Annotated in this window: 18 protein-coding genes and 1 riboswitch; of the genes, 1 reads left to right on the forward strand and 17 read right to left on the reverse strand. The window is 30.4% G+C overall.

What is annotated here, in order from left to right; translation table 11 throughout:
- Window positions 1-91 precede the first annotated feature (91 nt).
- From pknB to spoIVA, 17 genes are all read right to left on the reverse strand, one after another.
- Window positions 92-2,248 (reverse strand): Stk1 family PASTA domain-containing Ser/Thr kinase, encoded by a 2,157-nt coding sequence (pknB, locus tag RSF37_RS00830; RefSeq protein WP_332562475.1) that lies wholly within the window; start codon window positions 2,246-2,248, stop codon window positions 92-94.
- Window positions 2,245-2,964: a Stp1/IreP family PP2C-type Ser/Thr phosphatase gene (locus RSF37_RS00835; RefSeq protein ID WP_332562476.1), complete on the reverse strand. Its 720-nt coding sequence runs from the start codon at window positions 2,962-2,964 to the stop codon at window positions 2,245-2,247. The genes pknB and RSF37_RS00835 overlap by 4 nt, the downstream gene beginning before the upstream one ends.
- A gap of 15 nt (window positions 2,965-2,979) precedes the next feature.
- The gene (rlmN, locus tag RSF37_RS00840; RefSeq protein WP_332562477.1) at window positions 2,980-4,011 is read right to left on the reverse strand and encodes a 23S rRNA (adenine(2503)-C(2))-methyltransferase RlmN; all 1,032 of its coding nucleotides are present in this window, start codon (window positions 4,009-4,011) and stop codon (window positions 2,980-2,982) included.
- 15 nt (window positions 4,012-4,026) lie between these two features.
- Window positions 4,027-5,340, reverse strand: coding sequence for a 16S rRNA (cytosine(967)-C(5))-methyltransferase RsmB (gene rsmB / locus RSF37_RS00845; protein WP_332562478.1), 1,314 nt, complete (start codon window positions 5,338-5,340; stop codon window positions 4,027-4,029).
- Window positions 5,341-5,360: 20 nt separating this feature from the next.
- The gene (locus tag RSF37_RS00850; RefSeq protein ID WP_332562479.1) at window positions 5,361-6,053 is read right to left on the reverse strand and encodes a zinc metallopeptidase; all 693 of its coding nucleotides are present in this window, start codon (window positions 6,051-6,053) and stop codon (window positions 5,361-5,363) included.
- Between the two features lie 14 nt (window positions 6,054-6,067).
- Window positions 6,068-6,997, reverse strand: coding sequence for a methionyl-tRNA formyltransferase (gene fmt, locus RSF37_RS00855; RefSeq protein WP_332562480.1), 930 nt, complete (start codon window positions 6,995-6,997; stop codon window positions 6,068-6,070).
- Between the two features lie 33 nt (window positions 6,998-7,030).
- Window positions 7,031-7,474: a peptide deformylase gene (gene def / locus RSF37_RS00860; RefSeq protein ID WP_332562481.1), complete on the reverse strand. Its 444-nt coding sequence runs from the start codon at window positions 7,472-7,474 to the stop codon at window positions 7,031-7,033.
- Window positions 7,475-7,487: 13 nt separating this feature from the next.
- A complete protein-coding gene (gene priA, locus RSF37_RS00865; RefSeq protein WP_332562482.1) occupies window positions 7,488-9,683 on the reverse strand; it encodes a primosomal protein N' in 2,196 nt (731 codons plus the stop codon).
- A gap of 53 nt (window positions 9,684-9,736) precedes the next feature.
- Window positions 9,737-10,927, reverse strand: coding sequence for a bifunctional phosphopantothenoylcysteine decarboxylase/phosphopantothenate--cysteine ligase CoaBC (gene coaBC, locus RSF37_RS00870; RefSeq protein WP_332562483.1), 1,191 nt, complete (start codon window positions 10,925-10,927; stop codon window positions 9,737-9,739).
- Window positions 10,928-10,932: 5 nt separating this feature from the next.
- Window positions 10,933-11,151 carry a DNA-directed RNA polymerase subunit omega gene (gene rpoZ, locus RSF37_RS00875; protein WP_332562484.1) on the reverse strand — a complete coding sequence of 73 codons (219 nt, stop codon included), beginning with the start codon at window positions 11,149-11,151 and terminating at the stop codon, window positions 10,933-10,935.
- A complete protein-coding gene (gene gmk, locus RSF37_RS00880; RefSeq protein WP_332562485.1) occupies window positions 11,132-11,761 on the reverse strand; it encodes a guanylate kinase in 630 nt (209 codons plus the stop codon). Before gmk ends, rpoZ begins: the two co-directional genes overlap by 20 nt.
- A complete protein-coding gene (remA, locus tag RSF37_RS00885; protein WP_039316141.1) occupies window positions 11,761-12,030 on the reverse strand; it encodes an extracellular matrix/biofilm regulator RemA in 270 nt (89 codons plus the stop codon). The genes gmk and remA overlap by 1 nt, the downstream gene beginning before the upstream one ends.
- 15 nt (window positions 12,031-12,045) lie before the next feature.
- A complete protein-coding gene (locus RSF37_RS00890) occupies window positions 12,046-12,927 on the reverse strand; it encodes a YicC/YloC family endoribonuclease (protein ID WP_332562486.1) in 882 nt (293 codons plus the stop codon).
- 165 nt (window positions 12,928-13,092) lie between these two features.
- Window positions 13,093-14,454, reverse strand: coding sequence for an NCS2 family permease (locus tag RSF37_RS00895; RefSeq protein ID WP_332562487.1), 1,362 nt, complete (start codon window positions 14,452-14,454; stop codon window positions 13,093-13,095).
- Between the two features lie 76 nt (window positions 14,455-14,530).
- A riboswitch (purine riboswitch) is annotated at window positions 14,531-14,630 on the reverse strand.
- Window positions 14,631-14,724: 94 nt separating this feature from the next.
- Window positions 14,725-15,717, reverse strand: a complete 993-nt coding sequence (locus RSF37_RS00900) for an asparaginase (RefSeq protein ID WP_332562488.1) — start codon at window positions 15,715-15,717, stop codon at window positions 14,725-14,727.
- 218 nt (window positions 15,718-15,935) lie between these two features.
- Window positions 15,936-16,331, reverse strand: a complete 396-nt coding sequence (locus RSF37_RS00905; RefSeq protein WP_332562489.1) for a PBECR3 domain-containing polyvalent protein — start codon at window positions 16,329-16,331, stop codon at window positions 15,936-15,938.
- 129 nt (window positions 16,332-16,460) lie between these two features.
- A complete protein-coding gene (gene spoIVA / locus RSF37_RS00910) occupies window positions 16,461-17,939 on the reverse strand; it encodes a stage IV sporulation protein A (RefSeq protein ID WP_332562490.1) in 1,479 nt (492 codons plus the stop codon).
- Between the two features lie 170 nt (window positions 17,940-18,109).
- Between spoIVA and RSF37_RS00915 the strand changes: the two genes are divergently transcribed.
- Window positions 18,110-18,640 (forward strand): hypothetical protein, encoded by a 531-nt coding sequence (locus tag RSF37_RS00915; RefSeq protein ID WP_332562491.1) that lies wholly within the window; start codon window positions 18,110-18,112, stop codon window positions 18,638-18,640.
- Window positions 18,641-18,666: the final 26 nt, after the last annotated feature.

An 18,666-nucleotide genomic window follows, 5' to 3' on the forward strand; every position in this document is an offset into this window, starting at 1 on the left:
CTTTTGCAACCCTTTGCAAATATATGGAATTTTATTCAAATGAAAAAGAGAGGCTTAAAAAGCCTCTCTTTTAATATAATATTCTTATTAGCTAAGATTTTTTATCCGGATTAATATTTGCTGGTTTTTCTTTTTTAGTTGTTATTGTAACTTGTGTATCCTTTGATTTTATTGTATTTGGAGTCCAACTTGACACTTTATCACTTGCACCTCCATTTAAAGTTATATTTGTAATTCCTGCATTTCTAAGTGCATCTTCAGCTTCTTCACCAGTCATATTAGTATTAATAATATTTCCTATAGTAATTGAAACTTCATCTTTTTTAGTTGTTATTGTAACTGATGCATCTTTTGATGTTATATTATCTGGAGTCCAGCTTGATACTTTATCACTACCGTTACCATTTATTGATACATTTGTTATACCTTTTGCACTTAATGCTTTTACGGCTTGCGCTCCTGTCATATCAGTACTTATTATACTTCCAATGCTTATTTTTTCTTGCTTATAATTTCCAATTTGAACTGTAATTGTATCTCCTTCTTTAGCGTCCGCTCCAGCTGATGGGCTTTGACTAATTACTTTTCCATTTAAGCTTTCATCTGTTGTTGTTGAAGTAGTGGCATTAATCTTTAATCCAACATTGCTAAGCTTATCTCTAGCTTCACTTTCTGTTAGTCCATTTAATGATGGAACTTCAACTGTTTTTGCTTTTTTACCTTTACTTACTACTAAAGTAACCTTAGTATTCTTTTCTACCTCTGCACCACTATCTGGATCTTGAGATATTACTTTGCCTTCTGGTATGTCATCACTATAATCTGTGTTAATAGTAATGTTTGTTAATCCTAGGCTCTCTAATTTATTTTTAGCATCATCTCTACTATCCTCTGTTACATTTGGCATAAATATTTTATCTCCACCACTTACTGTAACTTCAATTGTACTACCTTTATCAACTGCTGTGCCAGCTGTAGGATTTGATTCAATTATTGTTCCAGTTTTGGCTTCATTCTTAACTTCTTTAACCTTTACGACCTTTAAATCTAATGCATTTGCTGCCTTATTAGCTTCATCCATTGTCATACCAACAAAGTTTGGTACATCTACTTTTTTTGAAGTACTCCCTCCACTGAACATGAAGAATGCCCCTACACCTAAAAGTATTACAATAATTGCTGCGCCTATTCCTATGAATAAGCCTTTATTTTTCTTTTTAGTTTTATCTTTTTTTCTATCATCAAATTCATCTTCATCTTCATCATAATAATCTCCATCTTCGTCTTCGTACTCATCATCATAGTACTCATCCGCAAGATCATTAGTTTCAGTATTTTCTGATATTACAGGCTCTTTTACAGCATTCATAACAATTGTATGTTGCGCTGTTTCTTGTGCTTGCAATTCTTCTTCACCAATCAAAGTATCTGGATTAGCTTTTATTTTTTGAAGATCTGCAATAAGCTCTTTAACATTTTGATACCTATTGTCAGCATCCTTTTCCATACATTTTAAAATAACTTTATTTAAACTTTCAGGAACTCTGTTGTTTAATTCCTTAGGTGGAACTACTTCTTCCTGAAGATGTTTTAAAGCAATTGTAACTGGTGAATCTGCTTCGAAAGGCAACTTACCTGTAACCATTTCGTACATTACTATTCCTAAAGAATATATATCTGTTCTTTCATCAATAAAAGCACCTTTTGCTTGTTCTGGTGAAAAATAATGTGCAGATCCTAAAATAGTACTAGTATTTGTTAGTGTTGCTGAATCAGAAGATTTTGCTATTCCAAAATCAGTTACTTTAACCAACCCTTCTTCAGTCACTAATATGTTTTGAGGTTTAATATCTCTATGAATGATATTATTTCTATGTGCACAATCTAATGCTTTAGCTACTTGATTTGCAATTGTTATTGCAGTATCGTAGTTTAAGTTTCCAAATTGTCCAATAACCTCTTTTAAAGTTTTTCCTTCTACTAGTTCCATTACGATATAATTAATATCGCCTTCTGTTCCAACATCTAATACATTTACTATGTTATTGTCAGATAGTTTCGCTATAGCTGTAGCTTCTTTTTTGAACTTTTTTACGATTTCTTCATTATCAGAGTACTCATCTTTTAAGATCTTCACAGCTACAAATCTATTTAGCTTATTGCATCTAGCTTTATAGACAACCGCCATGCCGCCTTCTCCGATTTTTTCAAGAAGTTCATATCTATCGCCTAATACTTCCCCATTCATACATTCTCTCCTCCAAACAACATTACTGTAATATTATCTCTGCCTCCATTTTTATTAGCTTCGCTAACTAAAATTTCTGCAGCAATTCCATTGTTTTCTTCTCTTGTTAAAATATCGTTTATTTCCTCAATAGTTACTTCGTTTGTAAGTCCATCTGAACATATAAGGTATCTAGTATACTCACATTTTTCAAAACTGAAAATGTCCACCTCTAGTTCTTCGTTTGTTCCAACTGCTCTTGTAATTATATTTTTATTAGGATGGTTTTTAGCTTCTTCCTCTGATATACTACCAGCATCAACAAGCTGTTGTACTAAAGAATGATCTTTAGTAAGTTTATGCATTTCTCCATCTTTAATTCCAAAACAAGAACTATCTCCAACATTTGCAATTGTAACTATGTCATTATAGCATAAACATGCTGTTATAGTTGTTCCCATACCTCTAAGGTCAAGATTACTTATTGAATATTCGTGTATTTTAAAGTTAACATTTTCGATAGCTTTCTTAAGAACATCTACACCTTCTTCAGATAAGTTTCTGCTTACATAACTAAGTACAGTTTCAACCGCCATTTTACTAGCAACTTCCCCTGCATTATGACCACCCATGCCATCTGCAACGATATATAAACCATAAGAGTCATTCTCAAAATATCCTAAATTATCTTCGTTAAATTTTCTTCTTACTCCAACATCACTTTTATATCCTACCATACACATACTCTCCCCCTAACTTTGGGACTTAATATAGCTTCTTCTAAGTTGGCCGCATGCTGCATTAATATCATTACCCATTTCACGTCTAACAGTTGCTTCAATTCCTTTACTTTTAAGTATTTCAGCAAAATCTTCAACTCTTTTGTTAGATGATCTTTTAAATGAATTTTCTTTAATTTCATTTACTGGTATTAAATTAACGTGGCATAACATACCTTTTAATAATTGTCCTAAAGCTTTAGCATCTTCGTTTCCATCATTAACATCTTTAACTAATGCATACTCAAAAGTTACTCTTCTATTTGTCTTCTCAATATAGTACTCACACGCATCTAAGATTTCTTTTATTGAATACTTATTAGCAATTGGCATTATCTCTCTTCTCTTTTCATCACTAAATGCATGTAATGAAATAGCCAAAGTTATAGTTAATCCCTCATCTGCTAATTCGTAAATCTTTGGAACTATACCGCATGTTGATATTGTAATATGTCTTTGACCTATATTTAGGCCATATTCTGAATTTACTTCTTTTAAGAACTTTACAACATCATCATAGTTATCAAGTGGCTCCCCACTTCCCATTAAAACTATATTTGAAATTCTTTCTCCAAGAACCTTTTGAGCTATCATTATTTCTGAAAGTATTTCCCCAGAAGTTAAGTTTCTAACTCTTCCATCAATAGTTGATGCACAGAACTTACATCCCATTCTACACCCTACCTGTGTTGAAATACATACAGTGTTACCGTGTTTGTACTGCATTATTACACATTCAATTAAGTTACCATCTTCTAGAGCTAAAAGTAACTTTCTTGTGTTATCATCACTTGACTTAAATGCTTCTATCACTTCTGGTATTACTATTTTAAAATTTTGTTTAAGCTTTTCTTTTAATGATTTTGGTAAGTTCTTCATATCATCAAAGTTCCAAACTTCCTTATAAATCCAAGAATACACTTGTTTTGCTCTAAAAGCACTCTCACCATTTTCCTTTAGCCAAGTTGAAAACTCCTCTAAAGTAAAATCCAATAAATTTTTCATATTCTTATACTCCCACTAAATCTTCTTAAGTTTAGCCATAAAGAAACCATCCATAAATTCATTAGGTAGTACAGTAAGCATCCCTTCATTGTACATAAGGTTATCTCCCTTACCTATAAATACTGGCTCTAACTTGCAATCTTTATGTCTATTTAGGAACCATTCAATGTTTGATTCATTTTCTTCCTTATTTAAAGTACACGTTGAATAAACTAAAGTTCCACCAATTTTTAAATATTGCCAAGCTGTTTCCATTATATCTCTTTGAATTTTAATTATTTCTTTAAGTTCTTCTCTTTTTTTATTCCATTTTATTTCAGGTTTTCTCTTTATTATTCCAATTCCTGAACAAGGAACGTCTATTAATACCTTGTCGCCTGTTCCTATTAGTGATACATCTAATTTTGTTGCATCCATTTCCTTAAGTATAACATTATCTATTCCAAGTCTATCACAATTTTCTTTTATTAAACCAAGTTTATTTTCATGCAAATCAAAAGCTAAAACTTTACCAGTATTATTTAAAATTTCTGATATATGAGTTGTCTTTCCACCTGGTGCACTACATAGATCTAATACAGTATCTCCATCTTCTAAATCTAATAACGGCGCTATAAGCATTGCACTTTCATCTTGAACAGTTATCTTTCCTTCATTGAAAAGTTCATTATTTTCTATATTACTTCCACCTTTGATTGAAATAGCTTCTGGTGCAATGAACCCTTCTTCTACATTATACCCACTTTTTTCTAACTCTTCAAATACTTCATCAAAATCTCCTTTTAATGAGTTTACTCTAACAGTTACTTTAGGTGTATAATTTAGTCCATCTAATATTTTTATAGTTTCATCTTCTCCATATTGCGCTATAAATAATCTTATAAGCCATGGTTCAAAAGAATAGTCATAAGCAAGCTTATATATTCTGTTTTGGAATTTTAAAGAAGAATCTCCCTTTTTTCCATATGTTCTTAATATTCCGTTTACAAGCTTTGAAGACTTATCAGAAATTTTCTTAGCTTCTTCAACTGCTTCATTACATGCAGCATAACTTGGAATTTTATCTAAAAATTTAAGTTGGTATATTGCTATTCTTAGAATATTTAATACTCTTTTATCCATCATTCTTACATCTCTTACAAATGATTCAATAAGAGTATCTAAAGTTCTCTTTCTTCTAATTGTTCCGTATACTATTTCTGTAACTAATGCCTTATCTTTATCGCTTAATGTTGAATTATTTAATTCATTTGATAATGCTAAATTTGAGTATGCACCATCATTGAATACTCTATTCAATACTTTTAAAGCTATGCTTCTGCTATTCATAAAATACCTCTTTCTTAAGTTTAATTATCTCTTCTGTTACTTATAGCAATTAATCTTATAAGTTGAGAGATTGCCATTAATGCTGCTGCAACATATGTCATTGCAGCTGCGCCTAGTACTTGTTTTGCGCCTTTTATTTCTTCTCCGTACAATATACCTCTAGTTTCTAGTATGGTTAGAGCTCTATTTGATGCATTAAATTCCACTGGCAAAGTAATTAATTGAAAAATCACTGCTGCTGAAAATAATACTATACCAATGTTAACAAACATCTTATTACCCATAAGTATGCCAACAAAGAATAAAATCCATGAAATATTAGAACTGAAATTTACAACTGGTACTATTGAATTTCTTATAACTAATGGTTTATATCCTTCTTTATGTTGTATTGCATGCCCTACTTCGTGAGCTGCAATTCCTGCTGATGATATTGTATTGCCACTATATACATCTGGTGATAATCTTAAAACTTTACTACTTGGATCATAATGATCCCCTAACGTTTTATTTACAACTTCAATGTTTACATAAGAGAGCCCTGCTTCATCTAACATTCGTCTTGCAACTTGCTCTCCTGTATATCCATTTCTTGTTCTAACACCTCTATATTTGTTATAAGTAGAACTAACTTTAGTTTGAGCCCAAAAACTAAGTAAAATCGCTGGTACTAATATAAGCATTGTTGGATCAAAGTAAAATGGATAATACATAAAAACACCTCTTTCTATTTACCTAATATAAACTCTTTATTAACATCATGTCCATTAATATACTGTTCTACCTTTAATGGTTTTGAATTTGGAAATTGCATCTTTTTAATTAAAAGAATACCCTCACCTGTTGAAACTTCTATTCCATTTTTTGAAACTGATAATATTTTTCCATTTTCTTCACTTGATTGCTTATCTAAAACTTCACTTTCAAAAATTTTCATAGTGCTTCCATCATATAAAGTATGTGCAACTGGCCAAGGATTTAAACCTCTTATCATATTGTGGATGTTAGTTGCACTATTGCTCCAATCAATTTTGGCCATCTCTTTATTTAGCATTTTAGCATAAAAAGTTTCATTAGTTTGCTTTTCTGGAGTTATTGTTTTATTAAATACACCATCTATAGTATCTAATAATAGTTTTCCTCCTCTTTCTTTTAAAATATCATAAAGCTCACCTGCTGTCATTTCATCTGTAATATCTACTTCATCTTTTAAAAGCATATCTCCAGTATCAAGTCCAACATCCATAAGCATTGTTGTATTTCCTGATACCTTTTCTCCATTTATTATTGCCCAGTTAATCGGAGCTGCCCCTCTATACATTGGAAGTATTGATCCATGTAAATTAATACAACCATACTTTGGTATATCTAAAACTTCCTTATTTAGAAGTTGACCAAATGCTACAACTATTATAAAATCAGGTTTCATTTCTTTAAGCATTTCAATCATTTCTTTTTCATCTTTTAGCTTCTCTGGTTGATATACTTTAATGTCATGTTTTAAAGCTTCTTCTTTAACTGGAGAAAAGGCTAATTTCTTACCTCTGCCCTTTGGTCTATCTGGTTGAGTAAATACAGCTTCCACTCCATATTTATTAATTAATTCCTTTAATGATGGAACTGCAAAGTCTGGAGTTCCCATAAAAACTATTTTCATAAGGTTAATTTCCTCCTTTGTCTATTAATTTTTTTAGATTGCTCTATCTATAAATAATACTCCATCTAAGTGATCATTTTCATGAAGTACTGCCCTTGCAAGTAATTCTTCAGCTTCTAATATAAATTCTTCTCCATTTTCGTTTATGGCTTTTACCTTTACATAATAAGCTCTTTTAACTTCTTCTGATTCACCTGGAAGGCTTAAACATCCTTCTTCATCAATTTGTTCTCCTGAAGTTTTAATTATTTCAGGGTTTATAAATACTCTAGCACCTTCTCCATCATAAACATCGATGACAAATATTCTTTTAAGTATTCCAACTTGTGGTGCTGCAAGACCTACTCCGTCCGCTTCATACATAGTATCTATCATATCTTTTATTAAAGTTAAAGTTCTTCCATCAATTTTTTCTACAACTTTACTCTTCTTTCTTAATACGTCATCCCCATTTAATCTTATACTTCTTATTGCCATTTTAAAATTCCTCCTATAATAAATTGTTTGGGTTAATATCAATATTTATTCTTATTTCATTATATACACTCTTATTCATTTCATAAAGTATATCTTTTATTTTTTTACATAATTCGTCCTTTATTTTCCCTTTAATTAGTATTTGCCACCTGAATTTATCCTTTATCTTTGAAACAATACAAGGTGTAGGACCTAAAATATCTAAATCTTCTTCTATAACTTTTTCTATATTCTCTTTTGCTTTTTTAATGAATTCTTTTAGCTTCTCTTCATTTTTAGAAACCCCTCTAATTAATAATATCTTTCCAAAAGGGGGATATCCCATAGCCTTTCTAACAGCTATTTCTTCTTTAAACATTCCAGTATAATCATTGTTTATTACATACTTAAGACTTGGATGATTTGGGGTATAACTTTGTATTATAACTTTGCCTTCTCTGTCGCCTCTTCCTGCTCTTCCTGCTACTTGAGTTATTAACTGAAACGTTTTTTCTCCAGATCTATAATCAGGTATATTAAGCGACATATCAGCTGATAATATTCCAACTAAAGTTATCCCTTTAAAATCTAAACCTTTAGTTATCATTTGAGTTCCTATTAAAATATCAGCTTCTCTATTTTTAAAAGAATTATATATTCTTTCATAGGAATCTTTATTTCTAGTTGTATCTGCATCCATTCTTAATATTCTAGCATCTTTAAAATATTTCCGTACTTCATTTTCAACTCTTTCCGTTCCAGCCCCAAAGAATTTAACATATTTACTATTGCATTTAGGACATACCTTAACTTGTTTCTCTGCTCTTCCGCAATAATGGCATACTAAATATCCATTTTTATGATACGTCATTGATATATCACATTCTGGACATTTAAAAACATAACCACAACTTCTACAAGATATAAAAGTTGAAAAACCTCTTCTATTTAAAAATAAAATCACTTGTTCTTTTTTCTCTAAAGCTTCTTTTATTTCTTTATATAATTTTCTAGAAAATAAAGATAAATTCTTCACTTTAAGTTCTTCTCTCATATCAACTATTTCCATAGTAGGAAGAGGTTTGTCATCTACTCTTTTTTTAAGTTCAACTAGCTTTAATTTTGAAACCATAGCATCAGCAAAACTTTCAACTGACGGTGTTGCAGAACCTAATATATATTTACAACCTTTTATTATACTTAAAAATTCAGCCACATCTTTTGTATTATACTTTGGATTATGTTCAGATTTATATGTTCCTTCATGTTCTTCATCTATTATTATAAGACCTAAATTATTAACCGGTAAAAATATTGCGCTTCTAGCTCCAACTACAAGCCTGCAATCTCCTGATTTGACTCTATACCATTCATCAAATCTTTCGCCATCTGAAAGTTTACTATGAAAAAGTGCTACATCTTCTCCAAACCTTCCTTTAAATCTTTCAATCATCTGCGGAGTTAATGCTATCTCAGGAACTAATACAATAGCTCCCTTTCCTTCACTTAAAACTTTCTCGACAAGATTCATATAAATTTCTGTTTTACCTGAACCTGTAACCCCTTTTAAGAGTATTCCACTTTGCTCTGAATTTTCAATATTAAAAATAGCTTTTTGCTGTTCATCAGTTAATTTTTTAGAGACATCTTCATCATATATTCTCTTATTAAACCTATTAACTGTCTTTTCAGCAACACTTAAAAATCCCATTTCTATAGATTTATTTATTGTATATGTAGAAAATTTATATTCTTTTGTAAGTTCAGCCTTTGAGAATAATCCGTCATTTTCCTTAATAAAAGATATTAAATTTTCGTATTTTTCATTATTCTTAAGTTCTTCATCTATATCTTTTTCAAATACTATAACTTTTTTCTTTTTGCTTTTAAGTCCTTTAATAAGTCCTGTTGGAATTAATACTCTTATCGCATCTATGTGTTTACATAAAGTTTTATTAACTAAAAACTCTATTAACAATAAATCTTCTTTAGTAAGTATTGGTTCTTCATCACAAAGCTTTGATATTTCTTTTATTTTGTATGTATCATTATACTCTGTTGAAAGAGCAATAATAAAACCTTCAATTGGTTTATTTCTTACTCCAAATGGAACCTTTACTCTATGTCCTACACTAATTAAAGAAACTAATTCTTCTTTAACTTTGTACGTAAAAGGTCTATCTATTTCTACAGCATCACTATTTAAAATAACTTTAGCATATAGTTCCATTTATAAGTCACCCTTTCATAAAATATCTTAAATAAGAGAAGAAAGCGCATAAACTAGCGCTTTCCCCCAATAATATCAAACAAATTACTAGCAACTTCTCTTTTACTCATCATATCAAGTTCTGTTGTAGAACCGTCTTTTGAAATTACAAAAACTTTATTTTGGTCACTTCCAAAACCAGTTTCTTGTGATGTAATATCATTTGCAATGATATAGTCAAGATTCTTTCTTTCTAATTTGCCTTTTGCATTTTGTATCAAGTTACTACTTTCAGCTGCAAATCCTATTAAAATCTGCTTGCCTTTCTTTTCTCCTAATTCTTTTAAAATATCAGAGTCTCTAGTTAGCTCAATATTTAATGAGCCCTCACCTTTTTTTATCTTTTCTTTGCTATATTCTTTAGGCTTATAATCTGCAACAGCAGCAGCCTTTACAACAATATCAGTTGAATCAAAGTGTTTTAGAACTTCTTCTTTCATATCTGAATTAGTCTCTATTTCAATAACTTCTATTCCAATTGGTTTTTCGATACCTTTAGCGCCAGTTATTAATATAACTTCTGCGCCTCTATCTCTAGCCTCTTTTGCAATAGCATAACCCATTTTCCCACTTGATCTATTTGTAATAAATCTAACTGGGTCTATGTTTGCCTTAGTAGGACCCGCTGTAACTAAAACCCTTTTTCCTTTTAAATCTTTAATTGGATAAAGAGCGGTTAAAACATTCTCAACTATAACTTCAGGCTGAGGTAATTTACCTTTACCTATATCACCACATGCAAGTCTCCCTGAATCTGGCTCAATAAATTCATAGCCTAAAGCTTTAAGTTTTTTAATGTTTTCTTGAACTATTGGATTTTCGTACATGTTTGTATTCATCGCTGGTGCAAATATAACTTTTGATTTTGTAGCCATTATAGTAGTTGATAACATATCATCAGCAATACCATTTGCTACTTTTCCAATTATATTAGCTGTAGTTGGTGCAATTAACATTACATCTGCTTTTTGCGCTAAGCTTATATGTTGTATTTCAAAAGCCTTAGGTTCTTCGAACATATCCGTTACAACCATATTTTGGCTTATAGATTGAAATGTAAGGGGAGTTACAAACTCAGTTGCAGACTTTGTCATAATAACTCTTACTTCGATACCTTTCTTTCTAAAAGAACTTGCAACATCTAAAGCTTTATAAACAGCAATACCTCCACAAACTCCTAGTACAACACATTTATCCTTATACATAGTTTTTAGTTTTCCTCGTATTCTACTGTTTCGTATCCTACTTTGCCTTCGTTTACTTCATTTATTGCTATTGTTAATGGCTTATGAGAGTCAACCTTCACTAAAGGTTCACTACCTTCTATTATTTGTCTTGCTCTTTTTGAAGTTACTATTACTAGAGAATATCTGTCTTCTACCTTTTTTAATAATTCCACTACTGATGGATTAATCATAGAGTTGTTCATGTATAAAGCCCTCCTTAGAATCTAAAATATTATGTTTCATTCTGTCTACTCTGCATTTTTCTGCTGTTATTATTGCTTCTAGCTTATTAACAGCAACGTCCACTTCATCATTAACTACAGCATAATTATACTTTGATATATAATTTATTTCTTTGTATGCTGATTTAAATCTTGTCATTAATGATTCTGGTGTTTCGCTTCCTCTTTTTATTATTCTTTGTTTTAACTCTTCCATTGAAGGAGGAAGTATAAATATAAATATACCCTCTTCACAATTCTCTTTTACCTTTAATGCGCCTTGAATGTCTATTTCTAAAATGACATCCTTTCCTTGTTCTAGCATTTTTTCAACGCCAGACTTAGGTGTTCCATAGTAATTACCATACACTTCTGCATGTTCTAAGAAATCTCCTTCTTCCACTTTTTGCACAAAGTTTTCTTTAGTTGTGAAGTAATAATTAACTCCTTCAACTTCACCCTTTCTTGGTGCTCTTGTTGTGGCTGAAACTGATAAGTAAATTTCTTTATGTTTATCTAATAATGCCTTACAAATTGTTCCTTTACCAGCTCCTGAAGGACCTGATATTACTAATAAAACGCCTCTTTTCATTATTCATCTACCTCATCTTCGTGATCATCTTTATTTGATAATCTGTGAGCTACTGTCTCAGGTTGAACTGCTGATAAGATTACATGGTCACTATCTGTTATAATTACGGCTCTTGTTCTTCTACCGTAAGTTGCATCTATAAGCATTCCTCTATCTCTAGCTTCTTGAATTATTCTTTTTATTGGTGCAGACTCAGGACTCACAATCGCAACTAGTCTATTTGCAGATACGATATTTCCAAAGCCAATATTAATTAATTTAATACCCATGTGTTTCCTCCTTTATTATTCTATGTTTTGAACTTGTTCTCTAATCTTTTCTATAAGATTTTTTATGTCAATGACTGTATTTGTCATTTTCATTTCATTTGCTTTAGAAGCAATTGTATTTGCTTCTCTATTCATTTCTTGAACAATAAAGTCAAGCTTTCTTCCTATTGGCTCATCTAACTCTAATGTGCTTTTCATTTGAGATATATGACTTCTAAGTCTTATAATCTCTTCATCAACAGTAGCTTTATCAGCAAATATTGCAATTTCAAGTGCAACTCTATTTTCGTCTATTTCAATTCCTTTAGTTAGTTCTTTTATTCGTTCTTCTAACTTTTCTTTGTATTGTTTTGGAACTAACTCAGATACTTTTTCTACTTCTAGCACAAGATTATCTATTACATCTAATTTTAATATTATATCTTCCTTAAGCTTTTCTCCTTCTCTTTCTCTCATTTCAATCATCTTATCTAAAGAATACTCAATTAAAGTTTTTATTTCTGCGAAAACTTCATCAATATTTTCTTCTTTTTCAACAACTGTAATTACGTCAGGAAATCTTGCTATTTTTGTTGCTGTTGCATCGTTTATTATATCTAACTCTTCTGATATTCTCTTTAAAGAATCATAATAACTTTTTGCAAGACAACTATTTACCTCACAAACACTTTCTGCACCTGCGAAATTTTTAAGGTTTATAAAAACATCAACCTTACCCCTATTTAATCTTCCACTTATTATCTTACGAATTTTCTCTTCTAAAGGAAAAATTGACTTTGGCATTCTAATGTTCATATCTAAATATCTATGATTTACACTTTTCATTTCTATTTGAAAAAGTCTGTCCTTACCTTCTTCACTTCTAGCTCTACCGAAACTAGTCATACTTTTAACCATTATTTCTCCTCCTTTTTTAAAAAGTTTAAATAGTATAAATACATCTTATTTTAACCTCACAGTAAAGTCAATAGTTTGTTCACAGAATGTTTACATTTGAATTGATAAAACGAAAAGCTAACTAATGCCTTTGCAAAAGTTAGCTTTTACTAAAAATTATATATTTTATAGGAAGTACAATTTAAATAAGAATATAAATGCAAGTGCTATCATTACAATAGATACTCTCTTTTTACCCTCTTTATTCTTTACAAATAATGCATTATATAAAATATTAACTATTACATACACTAATACCCCAAGTGTCAGCCCATCACCTATACTGTATGTAAGTGGCATAGCTGCAATTGTTACGAAAGCTGGGAAACCTTCTGTTATTTCATCAAAATCAATTTTTTTAACTGCACCAAGCATTAAATATCCAACATATATTAAAGCAGGTGCTGTTGCACATCCTGGTATCGCTACAAATATTGGTGAGAAGAACATTGCAACTAAAAATAGTAGCCCTGTTGTAACTGAAGTCCATCCTGTTCTTCCTCCTGCTAATACACCAGTAGAACTTTCTACAAAAGTTGTTACTGTTGATACCCCAAGGCACGCTCCTGCAGTTGTTCCTACTGCATCTGCCATAAGTGCCTTACCCGCATTTGGTATATTACCCTTTTCATCAAGCATTCCCGCTCTTGATGATACTCCAACTAATGTCCCTATCGTATCAAAGAAATCTACAAATAAGAAAGTACAAACTATCGCAACAAAATTCCATATAGTATCCGGATGTAACATATAATTAAAATCTAATTTACCAGCTATAGGTGCAATACTTTCAAATTTAATTATTCCATCAGGTAAGAATATACCAAGAGCACTTGCATATTCAGGATCAAACATAGCATATCCCCATGCTAAAAATGTTGATACTATTATTCCAACAAGAATAGATGCTTTAAATTTCTTTTTATCTAATACTGCAATAACTATAACTCCAATAGCTGCGATAACAACTGTTGGGTTTTTAAACTCTCCAAGTGCTAAAAAAGTATCAGGATTTGATACTACAATTCCACTTCCTGTAAGTCCTATAAATGCTATGAATAATCCAATTCCTGCTGTAACTGCAAATTTCATATTCATAGGAATTGCATTTACTACTGCTTGTCTAACTTTAAACAATGACATTAAAATAAATATAATCCCTTCAACAAAAACTGCTGTAAGCGCTACTTCCCAAGATATCCCCTTACCAATAACTACTGAAAATGCAAAGTATGCATTAAGCCCCATACCTGATGCAAGAGCAAAAGGTAAATTTGCATATACTCCCATAAGTATAGTTGCAAAGGCAGCTCCAAGACAAGTTGCTGTAACTAGTGCTCCTTGATCCATACCTGTAGCACTTAGTATACTTGGATTTACAGCTATTATGTACGCCATAGTTAAAAATGTAGTAACACCTGCAATTACCTCTTTCTTGAAATCTACATTTTCATTGTTTAAAATGTCAAAAAATCTTTTCTTTTTCATGTTTTCCCCCCACAATAAAAAAAGTCATTATGAATTACCTAAACAAAGATAACTCATAATGACTTTTCAAAATACATTTTAAATAGTCCATTCTCATAGTCAGATATTAATGGTATCTGGTAGAAACTCACAAGCCTTATTCTTGTAATTATATGAGTACTTCTGTTTACAATACTATTGTATTCAAATTAACGAACATTGTCAATATTATTTTGTATATTGTTTTAATCTGTACGAACGTTTTATAATTTTATCGCTTTTATATTTACATTATTCATGTTCATACAAACCTTTTTCAAACATTTCCCTTATTTCATCCGTATTTTTATCAGCGTTAATTGCAACTAATAATTGTATTCTAGCTTTTTGACCCGGCATGTTATCTCCAAATATAACCCCAAGGTCCATAAGATGTTTTCCGCCACCTTCGTATCCATAACTTTCATAAACTCTTCCTTCAAAGCATCTAGATACCATGACTATTGGAATATTGTTTTCAATAGCTCTTTTCACTCCAGGAACCATTGTAGGTGGTATATTCCCTCTACCCATAGCTTCTAATACAATACCTTGAATACCATTATCTATTACAAAGTCTATGTATGAAGAATCCATACCAGCTACACATTTAATTAATGCAACATCCTTGTCCATACTATTTGGTTCAAATTTTCCACCTTTTTGACCTTTTCTATAAAATATAACTTGGTTATTATCAACAATTCCAACTGGTCCAAAATTAGGTGTTCTAAATGCACTCAATGCCATTGAATTAGCTTTTGTAACCTCTCTTGCATCATTTAGTTCTCCATTAAAGCAAACAATAACTCCTCTGCCTCTTGATTTATCTGATATAGCTGTACAAATTGATGTTGCTAGATTAAAAGGTCCATCATATCCAAGTTCTGAACTACTTCTCATAGCTCCTGTTACGACAACTGGCTTCTTAGTTTTAACTGTTAAATCTAAAAAATACGCTGTTTCTTCTAATGTATCAGTTCCGTGTGTTATAACTATTCCTGATATATCCTCTCTATCTGCAAGTTCTTGAACAAACTTAGATAATTCAAGCATAATTTTAGGTGTCATATGTGGAGATGGAAGAGATGAAAAATTATAATTTATAACTTCTGCATATTCTTCTATTCCTGTTACCATAGCCATTATTTGCTCACCACTAAGACTTGGCACTGCCGCCTTTATTCTATCATCAACTTTCATTGATATTGTTCCACCATTAAAAACAACTGCTACTTTTTTCAAAGTATATCCCTCCATTTTCTTTTGTTATTTATTTAGGACAAAAAAGAACTTTTGGATACTCCAAAAGTCTTTAAATAATTTTTGGTAGGTCGGCGTATCCTACATCCCTATTTACTAATTTACTTTAGCGTGTGAGGGGCCTTTTCTCACCTCAAAAATTCATCCTATTTCATTATACCTATTTACGTTCTAATATTTCAAGAAAATAATACTTTTTATTACACAGCTACTTTAAGTCTGCCACTATATAACTTATTTTTCATTTTACTTTTTGTTACAGGATACATGCTTGCAACATAAATATATTTTTTTTGAATATCAACTTCTAATATTACCATTATATAAGAATCTATTCTTTTAACTAACTCTATTGCACCAGAATCTGTCTTTTTCTTATTAATACCTATATAATCTGGATTACCAATTATTCGTTCAATCATTATAGTTAGATTATCTTTTATATTTCTAGTTAGCTGTTTTCCATGCTTTCTTATTATATGCTTTAATACTCCTGGTGAAGCATATACATCTCCATAAAAATCAAATCCTAATTTTGTTGCAGTCTCTCTATCTATCACCCCAACCTTTTTATAAGCTTTGTATTTATTTATCATAATACCTCACCATGCCTTTTGTGTAATATTATTTCTCTTATATATTATATTCATTCATTTCAAATTTAGTTCTATACATAATTTTAAAAAGCTAGTATTTTAGAAATACCAAAATACTAGCTTTTATATTTACAGGATTATACAGATTAATCCTCCATTACCTTCATTTATAATTTTTTGTAATGTTTTTTGTATTTTAACTTGGACGTCCTCAGGCATCTTATAAAGTTTATTTTGAAGTCCTTCTTTAACCAAAACTTCTAAAGATTTTCCAAACATATTGCTTTGCCATAGCATTGCAGGATCACTTTCAAATTGTTCTAAAAGTGATTTCACAAGTTCTTCTGACTCTTTCTCTGATCCCATTATCGGACTTATTTCCGTTTGAATATTTGCTTTAATAAAATGTAATGATGGTGCGCTAGCTTTTAACTTAACTCCGTATTGTGAACCATGTTTTACTATTTCTGGTTCTTCAAACTTCATTTCCATAAGTTGTGGCGCAACTAAACCATATCCGGTTTCATTTACATCTTTTAATGCATCCTTAACTTTATCATATTCTTTCTTTGCTACATTTAATTCTTTAACTATTGAAAGAAGATCATTCTCTGAATTCACATCAAGTTCACAAATTTCACTAAGCACTTTATAGAATATACCATCTTTAGGTTTCATTATAACATTAGCTGTTCCTACCCCTAGGTCTATTTCTTTTATAAATGCCTCTCCTAAAAATTCCTCCTCTTCTAAATCATCAAGAGAAAGTTTAATATCTCTTACTTTTGATATGTTTTTGCTCATCCCTTTTATTATGTTAAAGAAATCTTTTTTAAGCCAATGTTCTGCTTCTAGCTTTTCAAGCCATTCTGGCATATCAATATTAACTTCTTTTACTGGGAATTCTTTAAGTACATTCTTAAATAAATCCTCAATATCACTTTCAGTCATATTAGCTATATCCATTGCTTGAACTTCAACATTATACTTTTCTTCCATTTCTTTTTTAATCTCTTGTGTTTCTTTAGAATTTGCTCTTTGGCTATTAAGTACTACTACAAATGGCTTATTTATTGATTGTAATTCTGAAATAACTCTTTCCTCAGCCTCAATATAGTCTTCTCTTTCAAGACCTGTAATGCTTCCATCTGTAGTTATAACTAAACCTATTGTTGAATGGTCTGTTATAACCTTTCTTGTTCCTATTTCAGCTGCATCTTCAAATGGAATTTCATAGTCATACCAAGGAGTATTAACCATTTTAATATTTTCCCCTTCAATATAACCTAAAGCTTCTTTAACAATGTACCCAACACAATCAACCATTCTAACCTTAAATTTAATTTCATCATCAATGTTTATTTCAATTGCCTCATTTGGCACAAATTTTGGTTCTGTTGTATGAATCATTTTGCCAGAACCACTTTGTGGTAATTCATCTTTTGCTCTTTCTTTCTTAAATTCATTATCTATCTTTGGTATTACCATAAGATCCATAAACTTTTTAATAAAAGTTGATTTTCCAGTTCTAACTGGACCTACAACTCCTACGTATATGTCACCTTGAGTTCTTTCTGATATATCTTTGTAGATTTTAAAGTTGTCCAAGAAATTACCTCCTAACTATTTTATAACAATATATATATATTCTTAATATAAAATTTATATACTATTTTTTATAAATATTTTTTATTTATATTTCATAATAAATTGCCAAAATATAAGAAATTATGGTAAAATATTAATGTTAACTTTTGATGAATAAAGGAGATGATATTATGGAACTAAAAAAGGAATTTATAAAGTCAACCATTGAATATATCAATAACTTTTCTAAATGTTATTTTATTACTACAATAGATGAACTTGATGTCATAAAACTACTTTTAAATATATTATCAAAAGAAATGGAATCTTCAAGAAAGATTTTTTTACTTTCAGATAACCAAAAACATCTGAATAATGTTTTTAAAAATATTCCTGATGGAGTTAAACTAAATACTCCTTATGCAGTTAAGCAACATAAATTATCATTTAACATTTTAGATAAGAAATTAATAAAAAACGGACCACTTGATGGTGAAGTGATAATAGTATACCCTTATCAGAATATTAAACCTAAAGAACTTGCTAAGTATGTCGATAAGTGTACAAACCTTCAAAAACTAATAATTTTAGGACATAAATTTGATAAAGCTAAATTGCCTTATGAAGTTAGCATTCTAAACGTTTTAGATTTTTCATTTTTACCAAGCCATACTTCACTATATTATAATTATATGACATCTAGACTATCAGATATGAAATAATTTATAAAATAAAAAAGCAACCAATA

The organism is Clostridium sp. (genome assembly GCF_036643715.1).
GTDB lineage: Bacteria > Bacillota > Clostridia > Clostridiales > Clostridiaceae > Clostridium.

What these genes read in the sequence shown, in the direction of transcription:
- pknB (WP_332562475.1), bottom strand. Translation starts at nt 2,248, where the DNA reads ATGAATGGGGAAGTATTAGGCGATAGATATGAACTTCTTGAAAAAATC.
- RSF37_RS00835 (WP_332562476.1), bottom strand. Translation starts at nt 2,964, where the DNA reads ATGGTAGGATATAAAAGTGATGTTGGAGTAAGAAGAAAATTTAACGAA.
- rlmN (WP_332562477.1), bottom strand. Translation starts at nt 4,011, where the DNA reads ATGAAAAATTTATTGGATTTTACTTTAGAGGAGTTTTCAACTTGGCTA.
- rsmB (WP_332562478.1), bottom strand. Translation starts at nt 5,340, where the DNA reads ATGAATAGCAGAAGCATAGCTTTAAAAGTATTGAATAGAGTATTCAAT.
- RSF37_RS00850 (WP_332562479.1), bottom strand. Translation starts at nt 6,053, where the DNA reads ATGTATTATCCATTTTACTTTGATCCAACAATGCTTATATTAGTACCA.
- fmt (WP_332562480.1), bottom strand. Translation starts at nt 6,997, where the DNA reads ATGAAAATAGTTTTTATGGGAACTCCAGACTTTGCAGTTCCATCATTA.
- def (WP_332562481.1), bottom strand. Translation starts at nt 7,474, where the DNA reads ATGGCAATAAGAAGTATAAGATTAAATGGGGATGACGTATTAAGAAAG.
- priA (WP_332562482.1), bottom strand. Translation starts at nt 9,683, where the DNA reads ATGGAACTATATGCTAAAGTTATTTTAAATAGTGATGCTGTAGAAATA.
- coaBC (WP_332562483.1), bottom strand. Translation starts at nt 10,927, where the DNA reads ATGTATAAGGATAAATGTGTTGTACTAGGAGTTTGTGGAGGTATTGCT.
- rpoZ (WP_332562484.1), bottom strand. Translation starts at nt 11,151, where the DNA reads ATGAACAACTCTATGATTAATCCATCAGTAGTGGAATTATTAAAAAAG.
- gmk (WP_332562485.1), bottom strand. Translation starts at nt 11,761, where the DNA reads ATGAAAAGAGGCGTTTTATTAGTAATATCAGGTCCTTCAGGAGCTGGT.
- remA (WP_039316141.1), bottom strand. Translation starts at nt 12,030, where the DNA reads ATGGGTATTAAATTAATTAATATTGGCTTTGGAAATATCGTATCTGCA.
- RSF37_RS00890 (WP_332562486.1), bottom strand. Translation starts at nt 12,927, where the DNA reads ATGGTTAAAAGTATGACTAGTTTCGGTAGAGCTAGAAGTGAAGAAGGT.
- RSF37_RS00895 (WP_332562487.1), bottom strand. Translation starts at nt 14,454, where the DNA reads ATGAAAAAGAAAAGATTTTTTGACATTTTAAACAATGAAAATGTAGAT.
- RSF37_RS00905 (WP_332562489.1), bottom strand. Translation starts at nt 16,331, where the DNA reads ATGATAAATAAATACAAAGCTTATAAAAAGGTTGGGGTGATAGATAGA.
- RSF37_RS00915 (WP_332562491.1), top strand. Translation starts at nt 18,110, where the DNA reads ATGGAACTAAAAAAGGAATTTATAAAGTCAACCATTGAATATATCAAT.